Annotated in this window: 17 protein-coding genes and 3 tRNA genes; 2 read left to right on the top strand and 18 right to left on the bottom strand. The window is 58.1% G+C overall.

All coding sequences use genetic code 11. The annotated features are described in order from the left end of the window. The first annotated feature begins 50 nt into the window (after window positions 1-50). Entirely contained in the window at window positions 51-899 is an 849-nt protein-coding gene (gene nadC / locus F8N80_RS22015; protein WP_150745459.1) for a carboxylating nicotinate-nucleotide diphosphorylase, read from the top strand. A 126-nt stretch (window positions 900-1,025) separates the two neighbouring features. Here nadC and F8N80_RS22010 read toward each other — a convergent pair whose 3' ends face one another. From F8N80_RS22010 to rlmE, 17 genes are all read right to left on the bottom strand, one after another. Then, window positions 1,026-1,331, bottom strand: coding sequence for a DUF6388 family protein (locus tag F8N80_RS22010; RefSeq protein WP_150745458.1), 306 nt, complete (start codon window positions 1,329-1,331; stop codon window positions 1,026-1,028). Between the two features lie 133 nt (window positions 1,332-1,464). Further along, window positions 1,465-1,540, bottom strand: a tRNA-Thr gene (locus tag F8N80_RS22005). Between the two features lie 213 nt (window positions 1,541-1,753). Continuing rightward, window positions 1,754-3,859 carry a polyribonucleotide nucleotidyltransferase gene (pnp, locus tag F8N80_RS22000; protein WP_095129497.1) on the bottom strand — a complete coding sequence of 702 codons (2,106 nt, stop codon included), beginning with the start codon at window positions 3,857-3,859 and terminating at the stop codon, window positions 1,754-1,756. A gap of 194 nt (window positions 3,860-4,053) precedes the next feature. Further along, on the bottom strand, window positions 4,054-4,323 hold the full coding sequence (gene rpsO / locus F8N80_RS21995) for a 30S ribosomal protein S15 (RefSeq protein ID WP_003177875.1): 270 nt from the start codon (window positions 4,321-4,323) through the stop codon (window positions 4,054-4,056). Between the two features lie 117 nt (window positions 4,324-4,440). After that, window positions 4,441-5,358, bottom strand: coding sequence for a tRNA pseudouridine(55) synthase TruB (gene truB / locus F8N80_RS21990; protein ID WP_150745457.1), 918 nt, complete (start codon window positions 5,356-5,358; stop codon window positions 4,441-4,443). Window positions 5,359-5,361: 3 nt separating this feature from the next. Beyond that, the gene (gene rbfA / locus F8N80_RS21985; protein WP_045060039.1) at window positions 5,362-5,763 is read right to left on the bottom strand and encodes a 30S ribosome-binding factor RbfA; all 402 of its coding nucleotides are present in this window, start codon (window positions 5,761-5,763) and stop codon (window positions 5,362-5,364) included. Window positions 5,764-5,922: 159 nt separating this feature from the next. Further along, window positions 5,923-8,451 (bottom strand): translation initiation factor IF-2, encoded by a 2,529-nt coding sequence (gene infB, locus F8N80_RS21980; protein ID WP_150745456.1) that lies wholly within the window; start codon window positions 8,449-8,451, stop codon window positions 5,923-5,925. Between the two features lie 27 nt (window positions 8,452-8,478). Continuing rightward, the gene (gene nusA, locus F8N80_RS21975; RefSeq protein ID WP_150745455.1) at window positions 8,479-9,960 is read right to left on the bottom strand and encodes a transcription termination factor NusA; all 1,482 of its coding nucleotides are present in this window, start codon (window positions 9,958-9,960) and stop codon (window positions 8,479-8,481) included. A 47-nt stretch (window positions 9,961-10,007) separates the two neighbouring features. Continuing rightward, window positions 10,008-10,466 carry a ribosome maturation factor RimP gene (gene rimP / locus F8N80_RS21970; RefSeq protein ID WP_010463487.1) on the bottom strand — a complete coding sequence of 153 codons (459 nt, stop codon included), beginning with the start codon at window positions 10,464-10,466 and terminating at the stop codon, window positions 10,008-10,010. Window positions 10,467-10,604: 138 nt separating this feature from the next. Further along, window positions 10,605-10,681: transfer RNA gene (locus tag F8N80_RS21965), tRNA-Met, on the bottom strand. Window positions 10,682-10,777: 96 nt separating this feature from the next. Next, a tRNA-Leu gene (locus F8N80_RS21960) sits at window positions 10,778-10,863 on the bottom strand. A gap of 22 nt (window positions 10,864-10,885) precedes the next feature. Then, window positions 10,886-11,269 carry a preprotein translocase subunit SecG gene (gene secG, locus F8N80_RS21955; protein WP_017336473.1) on the bottom strand — a complete coding sequence of 128 codons (384 nt, stop codon included), beginning with the start codon at window positions 11,267-11,269 and terminating at the stop codon, window positions 10,886-10,888. 4 nt (window positions 11,270-11,273) lie between these two features. Continuing rightward, window positions 11,274-12,029 (bottom strand): triose-phosphate isomerase, encoded by a 756-nt coding sequence (tpiA, locus tag F8N80_RS21950; protein ID WP_150784692.1) that lies wholly within the window; start codon window positions 12,027-12,029, stop codon window positions 11,274-11,276. Window positions 12,030-12,095: 66 nt separating this feature from the next. Further along, complete coding sequence (gene glmM, locus F8N80_RS21945; RefSeq protein WP_150745453.1) at window positions 12,096-13,433, bottom strand: phosphoglucosamine mutase; 1,338 nt, start codon at window positions 13,431-13,433, stop codon at window positions 12,096-12,098. Between the two features lie 16 nt (window positions 13,434-13,449). Further along, a complete protein-coding gene (gene folP, locus F8N80_RS21940; protein WP_150784691.1) occupies window positions 13,450-14,301 on the bottom strand; it encodes a dihydropteroate synthase in 852 nt (283 codons plus the stop codon). Between the two features lie 8 nt (window positions 14,302-14,309). Next, the gene (gene ftsH, locus F8N80_RS21935) at window positions 14,310-16,220 is read right to left on the bottom strand and encodes an ATP-dependent zinc metalloprotease FtsH (protein WP_150766389.1); all 1,911 of its coding nucleotides are present in this window, start codon (window positions 16,218-16,220) and stop codon (window positions 14,310-14,312) included. Window positions 16,221-16,422: 202 nt separating this feature from the next. Next, the gene (rlmE, locus tag F8N80_RS21930) at window positions 16,423-17,052 is read right to left on the bottom strand and encodes a 23S rRNA (uridine(2552)-2'-O)-methyltransferase RlmE (RefSeq protein WP_007900501.1); all 630 of its coding nucleotides are present in this window, start codon (window positions 17,050-17,052) and stop codon (window positions 16,423-16,425) included. 101 nt (window positions 17,053-17,153) lie between these two features. Here rlmE and F8N80_RS21925 point away from each other — a divergent pair, with 101 nt between their 5' ends. Then, window positions 17,154-17,462, top strand: a complete 309-nt coding sequence (locus F8N80_RS21925; RefSeq protein WP_007942889.1) for a YhbY family RNA-binding protein — start codon at window positions 17,154-17,156, stop codon at window positions 17,460-17,462. Window positions 17,463-17,471: 9 nt separating this feature from the next. Here F8N80_RS21925 and F8N80_RS21920 read toward each other — a convergent pair whose 3' ends face one another. Further along, window positions 17,472-17,876: an MFS transporter gene (locus tag F8N80_RS21920; protein ID WP_150745499.1), complete on the bottom strand. Its 405-nt coding sequence runs from the start codon at window positions 17,874-17,876 to the stop codon at window positions 17,472-17,474. Window positions 17,877-17,900 lie beyond the last annotated feature (24 nt).

Raw genomic sequence — 17,900 nt, 5'->3', positions numbered from 1 at the left:
GCTCCCCGCCATGGCCCTATAATCGAACCACTTTGTTTGTGGAGTCCGTTATGCCGAATCTACGTCTCGCCGATCTGACCGCCGAAATCGAAGCCAACGTGCGCCGTGCGTTGCGCGAAGACATCGGCAGCGGCGACATCACCGCACAGCTGATCCCGGCCGAACGGCTGGCCAAAGCCACCATCATCACTCGCGACGCCGCCGTCATCGCCGGCACCGCGTGGGTCGATGCGGTTTTCCTGCAACTGGACCCACGGGTTGCAGTGCATTGGCAAGTGCGCGATGGCGAACGGGTGAAGCCCAATCAGGCACTGTTCCATCTCGAAGGCCCGGCACGCTCGCTGCTGACCGGCGAACGCAGCGCGTTGAACTTCCTGCAATTGCTTTCGGGGGTTGCCACCCGTGCGCAGGACCTGGCGGATTTCGTTGCCCAAACTCAAGTCAAACTGCTCGACACCCGCAAGACCCTGCCTGGGCTGCGCCTGGCCCAGAAGTACGCCGTGACCTGCGGCGGTTGCCACAATCACCGCATTGGCCTGTATGACGCGTTCCTGATCAAGGAAAACCATATTGCCGCCTGCGGGGGCATCCCTGAGGCCATCAACGCCGCGCACAAGATTGCACCGGGCAAACCAGTGGAGATCGAAGTGGAAAGCCTGGATGAGCTCAAAGAGGCTCTGGCAGCCGGTGCGGATATCATCATGCTCGATGAGTTGAGCCTGGATGACATGCGCGAAGCGGTGCGCCTGAACGGCGGCAAGGCAAAGCTGGAGGCCAGCGGCGGTATCAACGAAAGCACGTTGCTGCCGATTGCGCAGACCGGGGTGGATTACATTTCGATCGGCGCGATGACCAAGGATGTGAAGGCTGTCGATCTGTCGATGCGGCTCAGTCTCTGACTCAAAAACGCACTGCACATGTGGGAGCGGGCTTGCTCGCGAAGGCGTCGTGTCAGGCAACATCAATGTTGGATGTGCCGGCCTCTTCGCGAGCAAGCCCGCTCCCACAGGTCTTGCGTTGATCTGTCAGACCACCAGATTATTCATCTCGCAGTACTCTTCCCATTCGACGCCCAGGACCTCGGCCGCCTCCTTGTGCAGCACCAGGCGCGCAGCCTCGAACTCTTCAGGGCTTGAGGTGTACTTGAGCGTCAGCTCCCAAGGCTGCAAGCCTTGGGATTCCGCTTCATCCTCGAACGCCCACTGGATCTGGTCTTTCTGATCGTCGGCGGGCAAGTCCTTGATCTCTTCGGCTAGCTGGGGGGATTCCAGCAAGTACTTTTTCAGCGCTTCTGCGTGACGGGCTTCTTGAGTCAATTCTTTAACGGTCATGTCGTTCTCTCTGATCTTGGGGAATGGAAGATGGATCTGGATCATCAAGGATCTCTCTGACGCAAAAAACCGCGTAAACCCGGTTTATCTGGCCTTCAGAACCATTCGGGATCATCTGAAAACAAAGTGTCGCTGGTGCCCGAGACAGGAATCGAACCTGCGACCTTCGCGTTACGAGTGCGCTGCTCTACCGGCTGAGCTACACGGGCGGTCGGCTAAACCTAGCACTGACCATGGAGTCAGGCAACTTAACACACCGTTAAAATCAAAAGATCGCAGCCTGCGGCAGCTCCTGCATTGAACGCGCACGCTCTGCCGCAGGCTGCGATCTTTTGATCTTTTTCTACAGCGCAAAAAAATGCCCCGCAGCTTTCACTGCGGGGCATTTCTACAACGTTGGAACGGTCAGGCGTGGGGAGTGATTAAACGCCCGAAGCCTTGGCCGCTGCCACGTCTTTGATGGACAGCTTGATACGGCCGCGGTTGTCCACGTCCAGTACCAGCACTTCCACTTCCTGGCCTTCTTTGAGGATGTCGGTCACTTTCTCAACGCGAGCGTCGCTCAGCATCGAGATGTGAACCAGACCGTCCTTGCCAGGCAGGATGTTGACGAATGCGCCGAAGTCGACGATGCGCTCAACCTTGCCGACGTAGATCTTGCCGATCTCGGCTTCAGCGGTGATGCCCAGAACGCGCTGACGTGCCGCTTCAGCCGCTTCCTTGGTTTCGCCGAAGATCTTGATCGAGCCGTCGTCTTCGATGTCGATCGAAGCCTTGGTCTCTTCACAGATCGCACGAATGGTCGCGCCGCCTTTACCGATGACATCACGGATTTTGTCGGTGTCGATTTTCATCGCGATCATGGTCGGAGCGTTTTCCGACAGCTCGGTACGGGACTGAGCAATGATCTGGTTCATCTGGCCGAGGATGTTCTGGCGCGCTTCCAGGGCTTGGCCCAGAGCGATTTCCATGATTTCTTCGGTGATGCCTTTGATCTTGATGTCCATCTGCAGCGCGGTCACGCCTTTGGCGGTACCGGCTACTTTGAAGTCCATGTCGCCCAGGTGATCTTCGTCACCCAGGATGTCGGTCAGGACGGCGAATTTCTCGCCTTCTTTAACCAGACCCATGGCGATACCGGCAACCGGTGCCTTCATTGGAACGCCAGCGTCCATCAGAGCCAGGGAGGCGCCGCAGACCGAAGCCATGGAGCTCGAACCGTTGGACTCGGTGATTTCCGACACAACACGGATGGTGTACGGGAACACGTCGGCAGCCGGCAGCATGGCCTGGATCGAACGACGGGCCAGACGGCCGTGACCGATTTCGCGACGACCGGCGCCACCCATGCGACCACACTCACCGACCGAGAACGGAGGGAAGTTGTAGTGCAGCATGAACGGGTCTTTTTTCTCGCCTTCCAGGGTGTCCAGCAGCTGTGCGTCACGGGCGGTGCCCAGTGTTGCAACAACCAGGGCCTGGGTTTCGCCACGGGTAAACAGCGCCGAACCGTGGGTCTTTGGCAGAACACCGACCTCGATGTTCAAAGGACGTACGGTCTTGGTGTCGCGGCCGTCGATACGTGGCTTGCCGTTAACGATGTTTTCGCGAACGGTGCGGTATTCGATTTCGCCGAAAGCAGCTTTGACTTCGCTGGAGGAAGGCTGACCTTCTTCACCGGACAGCTTGGCAACCACTTGGTCTTTCAGTTCGCCCAGACGAGCGTAACGGTCGGCCTTGATGGTGATGGTGTAAGCCTGGGAGATCGCGTCGCCGAACTCGGCACGGATAGCGCCCAGCAGAGCGGTAGCTTCTGGTTGTGGAGCCCAGGCCCAGGTTGGCTTGGCAGCTTCGGCAGCCAGTTCTTTAACAGCGTTGATCACAACCTGGAATTCGTCTTGAGCAAACAGTACCGCGCCCAGCATCTGGTCTTCGGTCAGCTCTTTGGCTTCCGATTCAACCATCAGCACGGCATCCGACGTACCGGCAACGACCATGTCCAGGCTCGATGCTTTCAGTTGTTCGTAAGTCGGGTTCAGCAGGTAGCCGGTGCTTTCGTGGAACGCAACGCGGGCAGCGCCGATCGGGCCATCGAAAGGAATGCCGGAGATGGCCAGCGCAGCCGAGGTACCGATCATCGCAGCGATGTCCGGATCGGTCTTCTTGCTGGTGGAAACGACGGTGCAGACAACCTGCACTTCGTTCATGAAGCCTTCAGGGAACAGCGGACGGATCGGACGGTCGATCAGTCGGGAAGTCAGGGTTTCTTTCTCGGAAGGACGGCCTTCACGCTTGAAGAAACCGCCAGGGATCTTACCGGCAGCGTAAGTCTTTTCCTGGTAGTGAACGGACAGAGGGAAGAAGCCCTTGCCTGGATCGGCTTGCTTGGCACCAACGACGGTCACCAATACGCTGACGTCGTCGTCAACGGTGACCAATACTGCGCCGGAGGCCTGACGGGCGATACGGCCAGTCTCGAGGGTAACGGTCGACTGACCGAACTGGAATTTTTTGATTACCGGGTTCACGGTGTCCTACCTTCTTTGTGGCTCTTGGGGAACTTGTCTTCTTGCGAAATTCTTGGGCAATGTCGGGAATCGGCCCAACGCCTGTCCAGGGTAAAACGTGTATCCAGATAAAACTTGAGGCTGGGAGCCTGCCATGTGCCGGCGGGAAACCCGCTGACACACAGCAAACAACCAACCTCTAGCGCAATCGCTTATTAGCGACGCAGACCCAGGCGACCGATCAGAGTCTGATAGCGACCCAGATCCTTGCCTTTCAGGTAGTCCAGCAGCTTGCGACGCTGGTTTACCATGCGGATCAGACCACGACGGGAGTGGTGATCTTTACCGTTGGCCTTGAAGTGACCTTGCAGCTTGTTGATGTTGTGGGTCAGCAGTGCAACTTGCACTTCTGGCGAACCAGTGTCACCAACAGCTTGCTGGTAGTCAGCTACGATTTGAGCTTTTTCTTGAACGTCGAGAGCCATGAGGCAATCCTTTTATCAGGAAACTGTTTCAGAAAAACAGTTTCAACAGGCCAGGGACAAATCCCTGTATCTAAAAATGAGTAGTGACCGTGCCTGTTGACAGCCACCCTCGTCCGGTCATTCTGACCGAATCAGTCGACGCGGCGCGATGCGCCCGTCTTCGCTCACTTCACCGATACCGATGAAGCGACCGTTGTGATCCTGTACGCGTACCATGCCGAACTTCGGTGCATCCGGGGCCCGTACCGGTTGGCCGTTAAGCCAGTAGAACGAGCTGTGCTCCGAGAACTGCAATAGCGGCCAATCCAGCAAGCCACTGTCCGATGGCATCAGGAAGCGGTCGACCGCTTCGTTGCCGCCTTCGGCATGCACGGCTTCCAGCTCTTCCAGTGTGACAGTCTGCGCCAGCGTGAAAGGCCCGGCCTGGGTACGTCGCAATTCAGCAACGTAAGCGCCACAGCCGAGTTGCTCACCGATATCCTCCACCAGGGTGCGGATATAGGTGCCTTTGGTGCAATCCACTGCAAGCCGCGCAGTATCACCTTCAAAAGCCAGTAATTCCAAGCGCGCAATAGTAACAGAACGCGGTTCGCGCTCCACTACCTCACCTGCCCGGGCCAGCTTGTACAGCGGCTGGCCATCACGCTTGAGCGCCGAGTACATGGGCGGTATCTGACTGATTTGCCCACGAAATTTCGGCAGTACCGCTTCGACATCGGCGCGACCAACGGTCACCGGACGCTCCAGCAAAACTTCACCTTCGGCATCGGCCGTGGTGGTGGTCTTGCCCAGTTGCGCCAGGGTTTCATAGGCTTTATCGGAATCGAGCAGGTATTGCGAGAACTTGGTGGCCTCGCCGAAGCACAACGGCAACACGCCGGTGGCCAGCGGATCGAGACTGCCGGTGTGCCCGGCCTTCTCGGCGTTCAGCAGCCAGCGAACCTTCTGCAACGCGGCGTTGGAGGTAAACCCCAGCGGTTTGTCGAGCAGAATGATGCCACTGACGTTACGACGGATGCGTTTGACCTGAGCCACCGATTACTCCTTGGCGTCTTCGGGTTCAGCGGCTACCGGGCGCTGACTGTCTTCAGCCACCGCACGCTCGATCAGGGCCGACAGGTGCGCGCCACGCACGACGCTTTCGTCGTAGTGGAAGTGCAACTGCGGAACGCTGCGCAACTTCATTTCGCGGGCCAACTGCATGCGCAGGAAACCGGCGGCGGAGTTGAGCACCTTGATGCTTTGCGCGATGTCCTCGGCGTTGTCCTGGCCCATCACGGTGATGAAGATCTTGGCGTGACCGACGTCACGGCTGACTTCAACAGCGGTAATGGTGACCAGGCCGACGCGCGGGTCTTTGACTTCACGACGGATCAGCTGTGCCAGCTCACGCTGCATCTGATCGCCGATACGTTGGGTACGGCTGTATTCTTTTGCCATGTCTTGTTACCTGTTACTGCCTCACGGCGAAACCCGCGGGGTCTGAAAGCGGCAAACGCCCGGCCTGACAAAAGCCAGACCGGGCGTTGCGTTTAGAGTCCTGACGCTGTGCCGCGCATCTGCATGCGGCGGCTCACCGTGGCCCTTGAAGTGCGCGAGTCAGAGGCTGCGAGCAACCTGAACCTTCTCGTAGACTTCGATCTTGTCGCCAGCTTTGACGTCGTTGTAGCTCTTGACGCCGATACCGCATTCCATGCCGGCACGTACTTCGGAAGCGTCATCCTTGAAGCGGCGCAGGGATTCCAGCTCGCCTTCGAAGATAACGATGTCTTCACGCAGTACACGGATTGGACGGTTACGGTGAACGACACCTTCGATAACCATGCAACCGGCGATCGCGCCAAACTTCGGCGAACGGAACACGTCACGCACTTCAGCGGTACCCAGGATGTTCTCGCGAACATCGCTGCCCAGCATACCGGTGAGGGCTTTCTTGACGTCTTCGATGATGTCGTAGATCACGTTGTAGTAACGCATATCCAGACCTTCCTGCTCGACGATCTTGCGAGCGCCGGCATCGGCACGCACGTTGAAGCCAAACAGTACAGCGTTGGAGGCCAGTGCCAGGTTGGCGTCGGATTCGGTGATACCACCGACACCGCCACCGACCACGCGCACTTGCACTTCGTCGTTACCCAGGCCGTTCAAGGCACCGTTCAACGCTTCCAGCGAACCACGGACGTCGGATTTGAGGACGATGTTGAGCGTCTTCTTCTCTTCCTGACCCATGTTCTCGAAGATGTTTTCAAGCTTGCCGGCGTGAGCACGGGCCAGTTTGACTTCGCGGAACTTGCCTTGACGGAACAGAGCCACTTCACGGGCTTTCTTCTCGTCAGCCACTACGCTCATCTCGTCGCCAGCGTCCGGGGTACCGTCCAGGCCGAGAATCTCGACAGGGATGGAAGGACCGGCTTCCTTGATTGGCTTGCCGTTCTCGTCGAGCATGGCACGTACACGGCCATAGTTCGAACCGACCAGCACCATGTCGCCTTGGCGCAGGGTACCGTCTTGAACCAGAACGGTTGCAACCGGGCCACGACCTTTGTCGAGACGCGATTCAACCACAACACCACGACCTGGGGCCGAAGGCGTCGCTTTCAGTTCGAGAACTTCAGCTTGCAGCAGGACAGCTTCGAGCAACTCGTCCACGCCAGTACCGACTTTCGCCGACACCGAGACGAACGGGGTGTCGCCGCCCCACTCTTCCGAGGTCACGCCGTGAACCGACAGTTCGCTACGGATGCGATCGAGATCGGCGCCCGGCTTGTCGATTTTGTTCACAGCTACAACCAGCGGAACACCGGCAGCCTTGGCGTGCTGAACGGCTTCAACGGTCTGCGGCATGACGCCGTCGTCCGCTGCAACCACCAGGATCACGATGTCGGTCGCCTTGGCACCACGGGCACGCATGGCGGTAAACGCGGCGTGACCAGGGGTGTCGAGGAAGGTGACCATGCCGCGTTCGGTTTCAACGTGGTACGCACCGATGTGCTGGGTGATACCACCGGCTTCGCCAGCAGCTACCTTGGCACGACGGATGTAGTCGAGCAGCGAGGTCTTACCGTGGTCAACGTGGCCCATTACGGTCACGACCGGTGCACGGGAGAACGCTTCACCTTCAAACTTCAGGGACTCGGCCAGGGAATCTTCCAGGGCGGTGTCGCTGACCAGGGTCACTTTGTGGCCCAGTTCCTCAGCCACGAGCTGGGCAGTTTCCTGATCCAGTACCTGGTTGATGGTCGCTGGAGTACCCAGTTTGAACATGAACTTGATGATTTCAGCAGCCTTGACCGACATCTGCTGGGCGAGATCGCCAACAGTGATGGTCTCGCCGATCTTCACTTCGCGCACTACAGGGCCGGTCGGGCTCTGGAAACCGTGAGCGTTGCGTTTCTTCAGCTTGGCCTTGCCGCGACCACCACGACGGAAGCCATCGCTTTCTTCGTCGGTAGTACGTGGGGCAACGCGTGGAGCAGGCGCTTTTTCCTTGACCGAAGCACGATGCGGAGCGTTTTTGCGCTCGCCATCGCCACTGCCACGACGATTGCTATCGTCGGCGCGTGGTTTGTCCGGACGGCGCTGTTCGTTCTGCTTGTTGCGAACGTCTGCAGACGGTGCTGGTGCAGCCGCCACAACCGGCGCGCTTTCGCGTACGGGTTCGGCCACTGCAGCAGGAGCTGCGACAGCGTTGTTGGTCGCAGGTTGCGCAGCAGCAGGCTGGCGACGCGCTTCTTCTTCGGCGCGACGCTTGGCTTCTTCTTCAGCCTTCTGGCGTGCAGCATTTTCTACTGCGCGACGTTCTTCCTGTTCGCGTTTGCGCTCGGCTTCGATTTCTTCCGGGCTGCGCTGTACGAAGACTTTCTTCTTGCGTACTTCAACGCTGATGCTTTTGCTGCCAGCGACCCGCAGGGTGCTGGTGGTTTTACGCTGCAGCGTGATCTTGCGTGGTTCTTCCACTTTCGCCTTGTGGCTGCTTTTCAAGTGAGTCAGCAAAGATTGCTTCTCACTGTCAGTCACATGTTCTTCGGCGGCGGTGTGCGGCAGACCTGCCTCACGCATCTGCTGCAACAGGCGCTCTACCGGTGTTTTGACCTCATCGGCCAGTTGTTTCACCGTGACTTGCGTCATGCATTTCTCTCCTCAGGCCGCGCCTAATTACTCGAACCAGTGGGCTCGGGCGGCCATGATCAACTTGCCGGCACGATCATCGTCAATGCCGTCGATGTCGAGCAGGTCGTCAATAGACTGCTCGGCCAGGTCTTCGCGGGTAATTACGCCGCGCACCGCCAGTTCCATCGCCAAATCCTTGTCCATACCCTCAAGCGAGAGCAGGTCTTCGGCCGGATGGGCGTCTGCCAGCTTTTCCTCAGTAGCGATGGCTTTGGTCAACAAGCGATCCTTGGCACGAGCGCGAAGCTCGTTGACGGTATCTTCGTCAAAGCCGTCGATGTTGAGCATTTCTTCCAACGGTACGTAGGCAATCTCTTCCAGGCTGGTAAAGCCTTCATCAACCAGCACCTGTGCCAGGTCTTCGTCGACTTCCAGCTCGTCGATGAAGTTGCGCAGGATGTCGCCGGTTTCTGCTTGCTGCTTAGCCTGGATGTCCGATTCGGTCATCACGTTCAGGGTCCAGCCAGTCAACTGGCTGGCCAGACGCACGTTCTGACCTCCGCGACCGATGGCCTGAGCCAGATTGTCTGCGCCAACGGCGATGTCCATGGCATGGGCATCTTCGTCAACGATAATAGCCGCCACTTCAGCCGGCGACATTGCATTGATCACGAACTGAGCCGGGTTGTCGTCCCACAGGACGATGTCCACGCGCTCACCGCCCAACTCTCCCGACACTGCCTGGACGCGCGAACCGCGCATGCCGATGCAAGCGCCTTGCGGGTCGATGCGTTTGTCCTTGGAGCGGACCGCGATCTTGGCACGCGAACCCGGGTCGCGGGACGCAGCCATGACTTCGATCAGGCCTTCAGCGATTTCCGGCACTTCGATGCGGAACAACTCGATCAGCATTTCCGGCGCGGTACGCGACAGGATCAGCTGCGGGCCGCGGTTCTCGGTGCGGATTTCCTTGAGCAGCGCACGCAGGCGCACGCCAACCCGGAAGGTTTCGCGAGAAATGATGTCTTCGCGCGCCAGCAACGCTTCAGCGTTGTTGCCCAGGTCGACGATCACGTTGTCGCGGGTCACTTTTTTCACGGTGCCGGAAATGATCTCTCCCAGGCGCTCGCGATAGGCATCGACGACTTGAGCACGCTCGGCTTCGCGAACTTTCTGCACGATGACTTGCTTGGCAGTCTGTGCAGCAATGCGGCCGAATTCGATGGACTCGATCTTTTCTTCGACCACGTCACCGACCTGAGCTCCAGGATGCGTTTCTGCAACCTTGCTCGGCCAGGTTTCGATGGCCGGATCGTCCAGGTCTGCTTCTTCGACGACCGTCCAGCGACGGAAGGTCTCGTAAGCACCGGTGTGGCGATTGATTTCCACACGCAGATCGACTTCGTCCTCGAAACGTTTTTTGGTAGCAGTGGCCAGGGCCAGCTCCAGCGCTTCAAAAATTACGGTTGCCGGTACGCCCTTTTCATTGGATACCGACTCAACAACCAGCAGTACTTCTTTGCTCATCGTACGCCTCGCCTTTCGCAAGCCATTGGATCCGCGGGATCCGCGTCTCAGTCAAAACTGGGAATAATGTTGGCCTTGTCGATCATATCGATCGGCAACAGGAACTCATGGTCTTCAACCTGCACCACGACGTCCTGCTCTTCTACACCGCGCAGAAGGCCCTGAAAGTTGCGTCGCCCTTCGAAAGGCGAGCGCAGCTTGATCTTCACTTGTTCACCGGCAAATTTTGCAAACTGCTCAATAGTGAACAGTGGGCGTTCCATGCCAGGCGAGGAAACTTCAAGGGTGTATTCAACGGCGATCGGATCTTCAACATCCAGGACACCGCTGATCTGACGGCTGACGATGGCGCAATCGTCGACCAGCACGCCGCCTTCTTTATCAATATAAACGCGCAACATTGAGTGACGACCTTGAGCCGAAAACTCGATACCCCAGCATTCATAGCCCAGGGCCACGACCACCGGGGCCAACAAGGCCTGCAACTCTTCTAGCTTGCTCGACACCTGAACCCCCTCGTGCATGTATGTGCATGCTATGCAAAATAAAAAAATGGGCGAAACGCCCATCCTTGAAACGCCGTCGAACAGCGGCGCAGAAAGTGTCCAGCTAACAAAAAGCCCCTTAAAAGGGGCTCCTGAAACTGGTTGCGGGGGCCGGATTTGAACCGACGACCTTCGGGTTATGAGCCCGACGAGCTACCAGACTGCTCCACCCCGCGACAAAGCTGGGGCGGAAGTATACGACCGATCCCTGACAGGGTCAATCTAACCTTCCACCTACAAGAAAGCCCGCAACAGCGGGCTCTCCTGATAATTGGTACCGAGAAGGGGACTCGAACCCCTACACCCTATGGGCACAACCACCTCAAGGTTGCGTGTCTACCAATTCCACCACCTCGGCAATACTGCGTTTGAAACCCTTCTTACTTTTGCTCTTGAGCTGGAGGCACGTCAGTCGCTGGAGTAGCCGACTTTTGCTCTTGAAGCACCGGAACATCATCAGAAGCCGGTTGTTGCTTTGGAACTTCCAACACTGCCGGGTTTGGCAAACCTACTTGAGTCAGCTGGTGAGCTTTCTCTTTAGCAAAGTAACCTAACCCTAAGCTGGTTATGAAAAAACCTGCGGCAAGTATAGCAGTAAACTTACTAAGAAAGGTAGAGGAACCTTGGCTTCCGAACACAGTATTTGAAGCACCTGCTCCGAAAGACGCACCAGCATCCGCACCTTTACCCTGCTGCAGCAAAACCAGAGCAACTACGCCCAATGCACCCAGCAGATGAAAAACGACTACGACTGTTTCCAGCATTTTTTCAGTTTCCCGCGGCGCGACAAATCGCACCGAACTCATCTGCATTCAGGGAAGCTCCACCAATGAGCCCCCCATCGATATCCGGCATGCCGAACAGTTCGACCGCATTGGCCGCCTTCACGCTGCCGCCGTATAGAAGCCGCACACCTTGTGCGATTTCAGAATTCTCTGCCGCCAACTGGGCGCGAATGGCTGCGTGCACATCCTGCGCCTGTTGCGGCGAAGCAGTCAGCCCGGTGCCAATGGCCCAGACCGGCTCGTAAGCTATGACTGCCTTGGCAAAGACACCAACACCCAGCTCCTCAATGATACTGCCCAGCTGACGCCCGACAACCTCAAGAGTTTTTCCGGCTTCGCGCTGCTCAAGGGTTTCCCCTATGCACAACACCGGAATCAAGCCACATGCCTGTGCCGCTGCGAACTTGCGAATCAGCATACCGTCCTGCTCGCCCATTATCTGGCGGCGTTCGGAGTGCCCGACAAGCACCAGGGAACAACCTGCATCCACCAACTGACTCGGTGCAACTTCACCAGTCAATGCGCCTTGCATGGATTCCACCGCAGAATTCTGCGCGCCGATCGAAATCGACTGGTCTTGCAAGCCATCAATCACTTGATTGATATGCAGGCAAGACGGGAATACCGCAACGTCAACATCGCTCGGCAAGTCCAGACGACGAAGGCCGTCAATCAGCTCAGCGACGCTGGTGCGGGTACCGTGCATCTTCCAGTTACCAGCTACCATAGGGCGACGCATGCTGTACCTCGTCGGTCAAAGTGGGCGCAGATGTTACCCAACACAATCATGGCTGGCAAGCCGAATTCAGGCAGAAACTTCAGTAACCAGGTTTGCCAGCTCTTCGGCATAGCCGCGAACCTGTGTTTCGTCTTCGCCTTCGACCATTACCCGCACCAACGGCTCCGTCCCGGACTTGCGCAACAGCACACGCCCGCGACCAGCCATGGCCTGGGTAACGCGCTCACTGGCCTCTTTGACCTCCGGATGATCCAGGGGGCTTGCACCACCGCCGAAACGCACATTGATCAGCACCTGAGGGCACTTGCGCAATGGCTGACGCGATTGCGCCAGCCCTTCGGAGCGTCTCTTCAGCGCCATCAGCACCTGCAAGGCGGCAATGATCGCGTCACCGGTGGTAGTGTGACTGAAGCAGACAATGTGCCCCGAGTTTTCACCACCCACCAGCCAATCGCGCTCCTGCAACTCGGCGATGACGTAACGGTCGCCGACGTTGGCCCGCACAAAGGGTATGCCCAGGTCCGCCAGGGCCAGCTCCAGCCCCAGGTTACTCATCAGCGTACCGACCACACCGCCCTGCAATTTGCCACGCTCCTGCAGATCGCGAGCAATGATAAACAGCAATTCGTCACCGTCGACGACAGCACCGGTGTGATCGACCATCTGCACCCGGTCGCCATCGCCATCGAAAGCGATGCCCAAATCGGCATTCTCGGCCAATACGGCAGCCTGCAGCGGCTCCATGTGGGTCGAACCGCAATTTTCATTGATGTTCAGGCCGTTGGGATGGGCAGAAAGCACAACGACTTCGGCGCCCAACTCACGAAACACACTAGGCGCCACCTTGTAGGTCGCACCGTGAGCGCAGTCGAGCACGATCTTCAGGCCGGCGAAGCTGGTGCCGGTCGGGACGCTGCTCTTGCAGAATTCGATGTAGCGACCCGAAGCATCGTTGATGCGCGAGACCTTGCCGATCTTGCTCGACTCGACCACGGTCATCGGAGTGTCGAGCAACTCTTCGATCATATGTTCGACTTCATCCGGCAGCTTGGTGCCCTTTCCGGAGAAAAACTTGATGCCGTTGTCGTCGTGGGGATTGTGCGAGGCGCTGATCACGATGCCTGCTTCGGCATGGAAAGTGCGCGTCAGGTAGGCGATGGCCGGCGTCGGCATCGGGCCCAGGAGCATGACATCGGCACCCGCCGACGTCAGCCCGGCCTCGAGCGCCGATTCGAACATGTAGCCAGAGATCCGGGTGTCCTTGCCCACCAGCACCTTGCAGGCGCCCATTTTCCGGAACGCCATACCCGCAGCCCAACCGAGCTTGAGCATGAAATCAGGGGTAATCGGGTATTCGCCGACGCGACCACGAATGCCGTCGGTGCCAAAGTATTTCTTAGTCATAAGCGCTCCATCCTTCTTATTCGGCTGATTCCACTGCGGCGATCATCCGCACGACATCGACTGTTTCGGCCACATCATGGACGCGCAATATACGCGCTCCCTTGAATGAGGCCAGCGCCGCGAGCGCCAGACCGCCATACAGGCGCTCTCCGACCGGGCGATTCAAGGCATGACCTATCATGCTCTTTCGCGAAACTCCGACCAGCAGGGGTCGCCCCAAGCCGTGCAAGACTTCCATATGCTTGAACAAGCTTAGATTGTGTTGCAAGGTTTTGGCGAAGCCGAAGCCCGGATCAAGAATGATCCGCTCGGCGGGAATCCCCGCCGATGCACATTGAGCCATACGCCCGGCAAGAAACTCACCCACTTCCCGGGTCACGTCCTGGTACTGCGGATTGTCCTGCATGTCGCCCGGCTCACCGAGCATATGCATCAGACAGACCGGCAAGCCGGTGGCCGCGGCCGCATCCAGCGCGCCATCGCGCTGCAACGAACGCACGTCATTGATCAACCCCGCCCCAAGCCGGGCGGTTTCGCGCATGACCGACGGGGTAGAGGTATCAACCGAGATAATGACATCCAGTTCGCGATGAATTCGCTCGACGATGGGTGCTACACGCTCGAGCTCCTCCAGCGGTGAAACCGCCCTGGCACCCGGCCGGGTCGATTCGCCACCGACATCGATCAGCGTCGCGCCGGCCGCCACCATGGCTTCGGCGTGGCGAAAGGCCGCATCGAGCTGGCTGTATTGGCCACCATCGGAAAAGGAATCGGGAGTGACATTGAGAATACCCATGACATGCGTCTGGGCCAAATCAAGAACCCGGTTGCCGCAAGGCAACCGGGTCGAGGACTGAACAGAAGTCATTTCAAACCTTAAACGTCAGCAGCAGGACCGCCGATAGGTGTTTCCGGACGCTCGCCCTGCACCACCGGAGGTGTTCCGGAAGTACCGGTGCCACCCGACCAGTCGCGAGGTTCGCGAGGCGTACGACCGGCCATGATGTCATCGATCTGATCGGCATCGATCGTTTCGTACTTCATCAAGGCATCGGCCATGGCGTCGAGCTTGTCACGGTTATCCGTGAGGATCTGCTTCGCGGTGCCGTAGCACTGGTCGATGATGCTGCGCACCTCGGAGTCGATCAGCTTCGCCGTCTCGCCCGAGAAGCTTGTGCCTTGACCGCCGCCACCGCGACCGAGGAACACTTCACCCTCTTCTTCGGCGTACATCAGCGGGCCGAGCTTTTCCGACAGGCCCCACTTGGTCACCATGTTCCGTGCAATCTGGCTGGCACGCATGATGTCGTTGGACGCACCGGTGGTGACACCATCGAAGCCAAGGGTCATTTCTTCAGCGATACGGCCGCCGTACAGCGAGCAGATCTGGCTGATCAACGCCCGCTTGGACAGGCTGTAACGATCTTCTTCCGGCAGGAACATGGTCACACCCAACGCACGACCACGCGGGATGATCGACACCTTGTAGACCGGATCATGCTCGGGCACGACGCGACCGACGATGGCGTGGCCGGCTTCGTGATAAGCAGTGTTCTGCTTCTCTTTCTCGGACATGACCATGGATTTGCGCTCGGCACCCATCATGATCTTGTCTTTGGCCAGTTCGAACTCTTTCATCTCAACGATGCGCTTGCCGGCACGGGCGGCGAACAGCGACGCCTCGTTCACCAGGTTCGCCAGGTCCGCACCGGAGAAACCAGGGGTACCCCGCGCGATCACGGCCGGAGCGACGTCGTCACCCATTGGCACTTTGCGCATGTGGACCTTGAGAATCTGCTCACGGCCACGGATATCCGGCAGACCGACCACCACCTGACGGTCGAAACGGCCCGGACGCAGCAGCGCCGGGTCCAGTACGTCCGGACGGTTGGTGGCGGCAATGACGATGATGCCGTCGTTCATTTCGAAGCCATCCATCTCGACCAGCAACTGGTTGAGTGTCTGTTCGCGCTCGTCGTGACCGCCACCCATGCCGGCGCCACGATGGCGACCGACGGCGTCGATTTCATCGATGAAGATGATGCATGGCGCGTGCTTCTTGGCCTGCTCGAACATGTCGCGAACACGGCTGGCACCGACACCGACGAACATTTCGACGAAATCGGAACCGGAAATGGTGAAGAACGGCACTTTGGCTTCGCCGGCAATCGCCTTGGCGAGCAAGGTTTTACCGGTACCCGGAGGACCGACCATCAGCACGCCGCGGGGAATGCGACCGCCCAGGCGCTGGAACTTGCCCGGATCACGCAGGAACTCGACAAGTTCGCCGACTTCTTCCTTGGCTTCGTCGCAACCGGCAACGTCACCCAGGGTGGTTTTCACCTGGTCTTCGGAGAGCAGGCGCGCCTTGCTCTTGCCGAAGCTCATCGGCCCACCCTTGCCACCTGCACCGCCCTGCATCTGCCGCATGAAGAACATGAACACGGCGATGATCACCAGGATCGGGAAGCTTGCGACCAGGAGTTGAGTCCAGATGCTTTGCTGTTCAGGCTGTTTGCCTTCGACCACGACGTGGTTGTCCACGAGGTCGCCGATCAGACCGTTATCCTGGATTGCCGGACGGATGGTCTTGAAGCTGTCACCATCGTTGCGCTTGCCGGTAATCACATAGCCATCGACGGCTACGCGCTCGACCTTGCCATCCTTGACCTGCTGGATGAAGTCGGAATAGTTGAGGGTCTGCGGCTCGTTAGGGCTGGAGAAGTTGTTCATCACCGTCACCAGGACTGCCGCGATGATCAACCACAGGATCAGATTCTTTGCCATATCGTTCAATTAACTACCCTCTGAAGCAAGCGCCGCTGGTGGCGCGCGCTTCGCATGATATTCACCGGCCTAACTTACTACATTACCTACGACTCTGGCAGGCGCCGTCTGTAACCCTTTGTGAAGCACTTTCTACACAATATTCGCTAATGCTCACGGGGCGAAATACGAAAATCCTATCGACCCGCAAAAAAACCTCGATTTACTCACTACGGCCGCGGTAGCCCCAAGCCAGCATGTATTGCTCGCGGGAACTGCCACGGGAAGAGTCCGGCTTGATCATCTGGACCTTGTCGAATTTCTGACGAGCGTCCTTCACGTAAGCATCAAACCCTTCGCCCTGAAACACCTTGATCACGAAATTACCACCCGGCTTGAGTATCCGAGCCGCCAGATCAAGAGCCAGCTCACATAGAAACATGGCTTTTGGCATGTCCACCTCAGGCGTACCACTCATATTGGGGGCCATATCGGAAATCACAAGGTCCACCTGCGAATTACCCACGGCTTCAAGGATCTGAGCGAGCACTTCGTCCTGGGTGAAGTCACCCTGGATGAAAGTCACGTCCGGAATGCTGTCCATTTCCAGGATGTCCGAGGCGATCAGACGCCCCTGACCACCGATCAGCCGACTAGTGACCTGCGACCAGCCGCCGGGCGCCGCACCCAGGTCGACAACGCTCATACCCGGACGGATCAGCTTGTATTTCTCCTGGACCTCCAGAAGCTTGTAACTCGCACGCGAGCGGTAACCATCCTTCTGCGCCTGCTTCACATAGGGATCATTGACATGTCTTTTCAGCCAACCAAGGCTTGTCTTGGAACGCGCCATTGGGCACCTCGATGATAAGGGTCGTGATTAATTGGGCGGATCCACGAACCCTCGGGTAAAATGGCCGCCATTTTACAGAATCCAGACTAAAGGGTCAGATTATGCCGCTCACTCAAGAGCAGAAGAAACAGTACAAATCCATTGGCCACCATCTGAAACCAGTTTTGATTGTGGCTGACAACGGTTTGACTGAAGGTGTGTTAGCCGAACTTGAACGCGCTTTGGCGGATCACGAGCTGATCAAGATCAAGCTCAACATCCTCGATCGCGAATCGCGCCTGGCGTCCATTGCGGAACTGTGCAAGGTCGGCAAAGCGGATCTGGTTCAGGTCATCGGCAAGATGGCACTGATTTACCGCAAGAACTTCAGCGTCAACAAGCAGCTGTCGAACGTTCATCGCTTCAAGTGATCACAAGGGTCAAGGGTGTGCTTCGCGCACCCTGCCACTCCATCCCGGCACCGGCTGCAATACCAGCACCAACCCGGAAAACCCCAGGACAAGATAGCTGAACACCTGCCAGCGCCCCGCATCCGGCCAGCCGAAGCGTACCGCGAAGTACATCGCACACGCATACAGCGCCGTCATCAGCAGTTGCCCGCGAATATCGCGCCATAGACTGGCAAGGCCCTTGGCCTGAACCAGCACCAAAGCCTGAAAAATCACACACGCTGCGGCGAATCCCACCATCAGCGTATTCAGCATGCCCACAATTTCGTCGATCAGCAGCGGCGCCAGGCCGATATGACCCAGCACCGGCAGCAGACCGATATGCAACAGCCACAGGCCGCCCACCCATAACATCTGGGTCAGCTGCCAAAGCATGGCGCCCGCATGCAGCGGACGCCT

It is taken from the genome of Pseudomonas fluorescens, assembly GCF_902497995.1.
GTDB classification, from domain to species: Bacteria; Pseudomonadota; Gammaproteobacteria; order Pseudomonadales; family Pseudomonadaceae; genus Aquipseudomonas; species Aquipseudomonas fluorescens_BK.
Note: the sequence above shows the minus strand (reverse complement) of the source record. Positions and strands in the feature narration are given on the sequence as shown.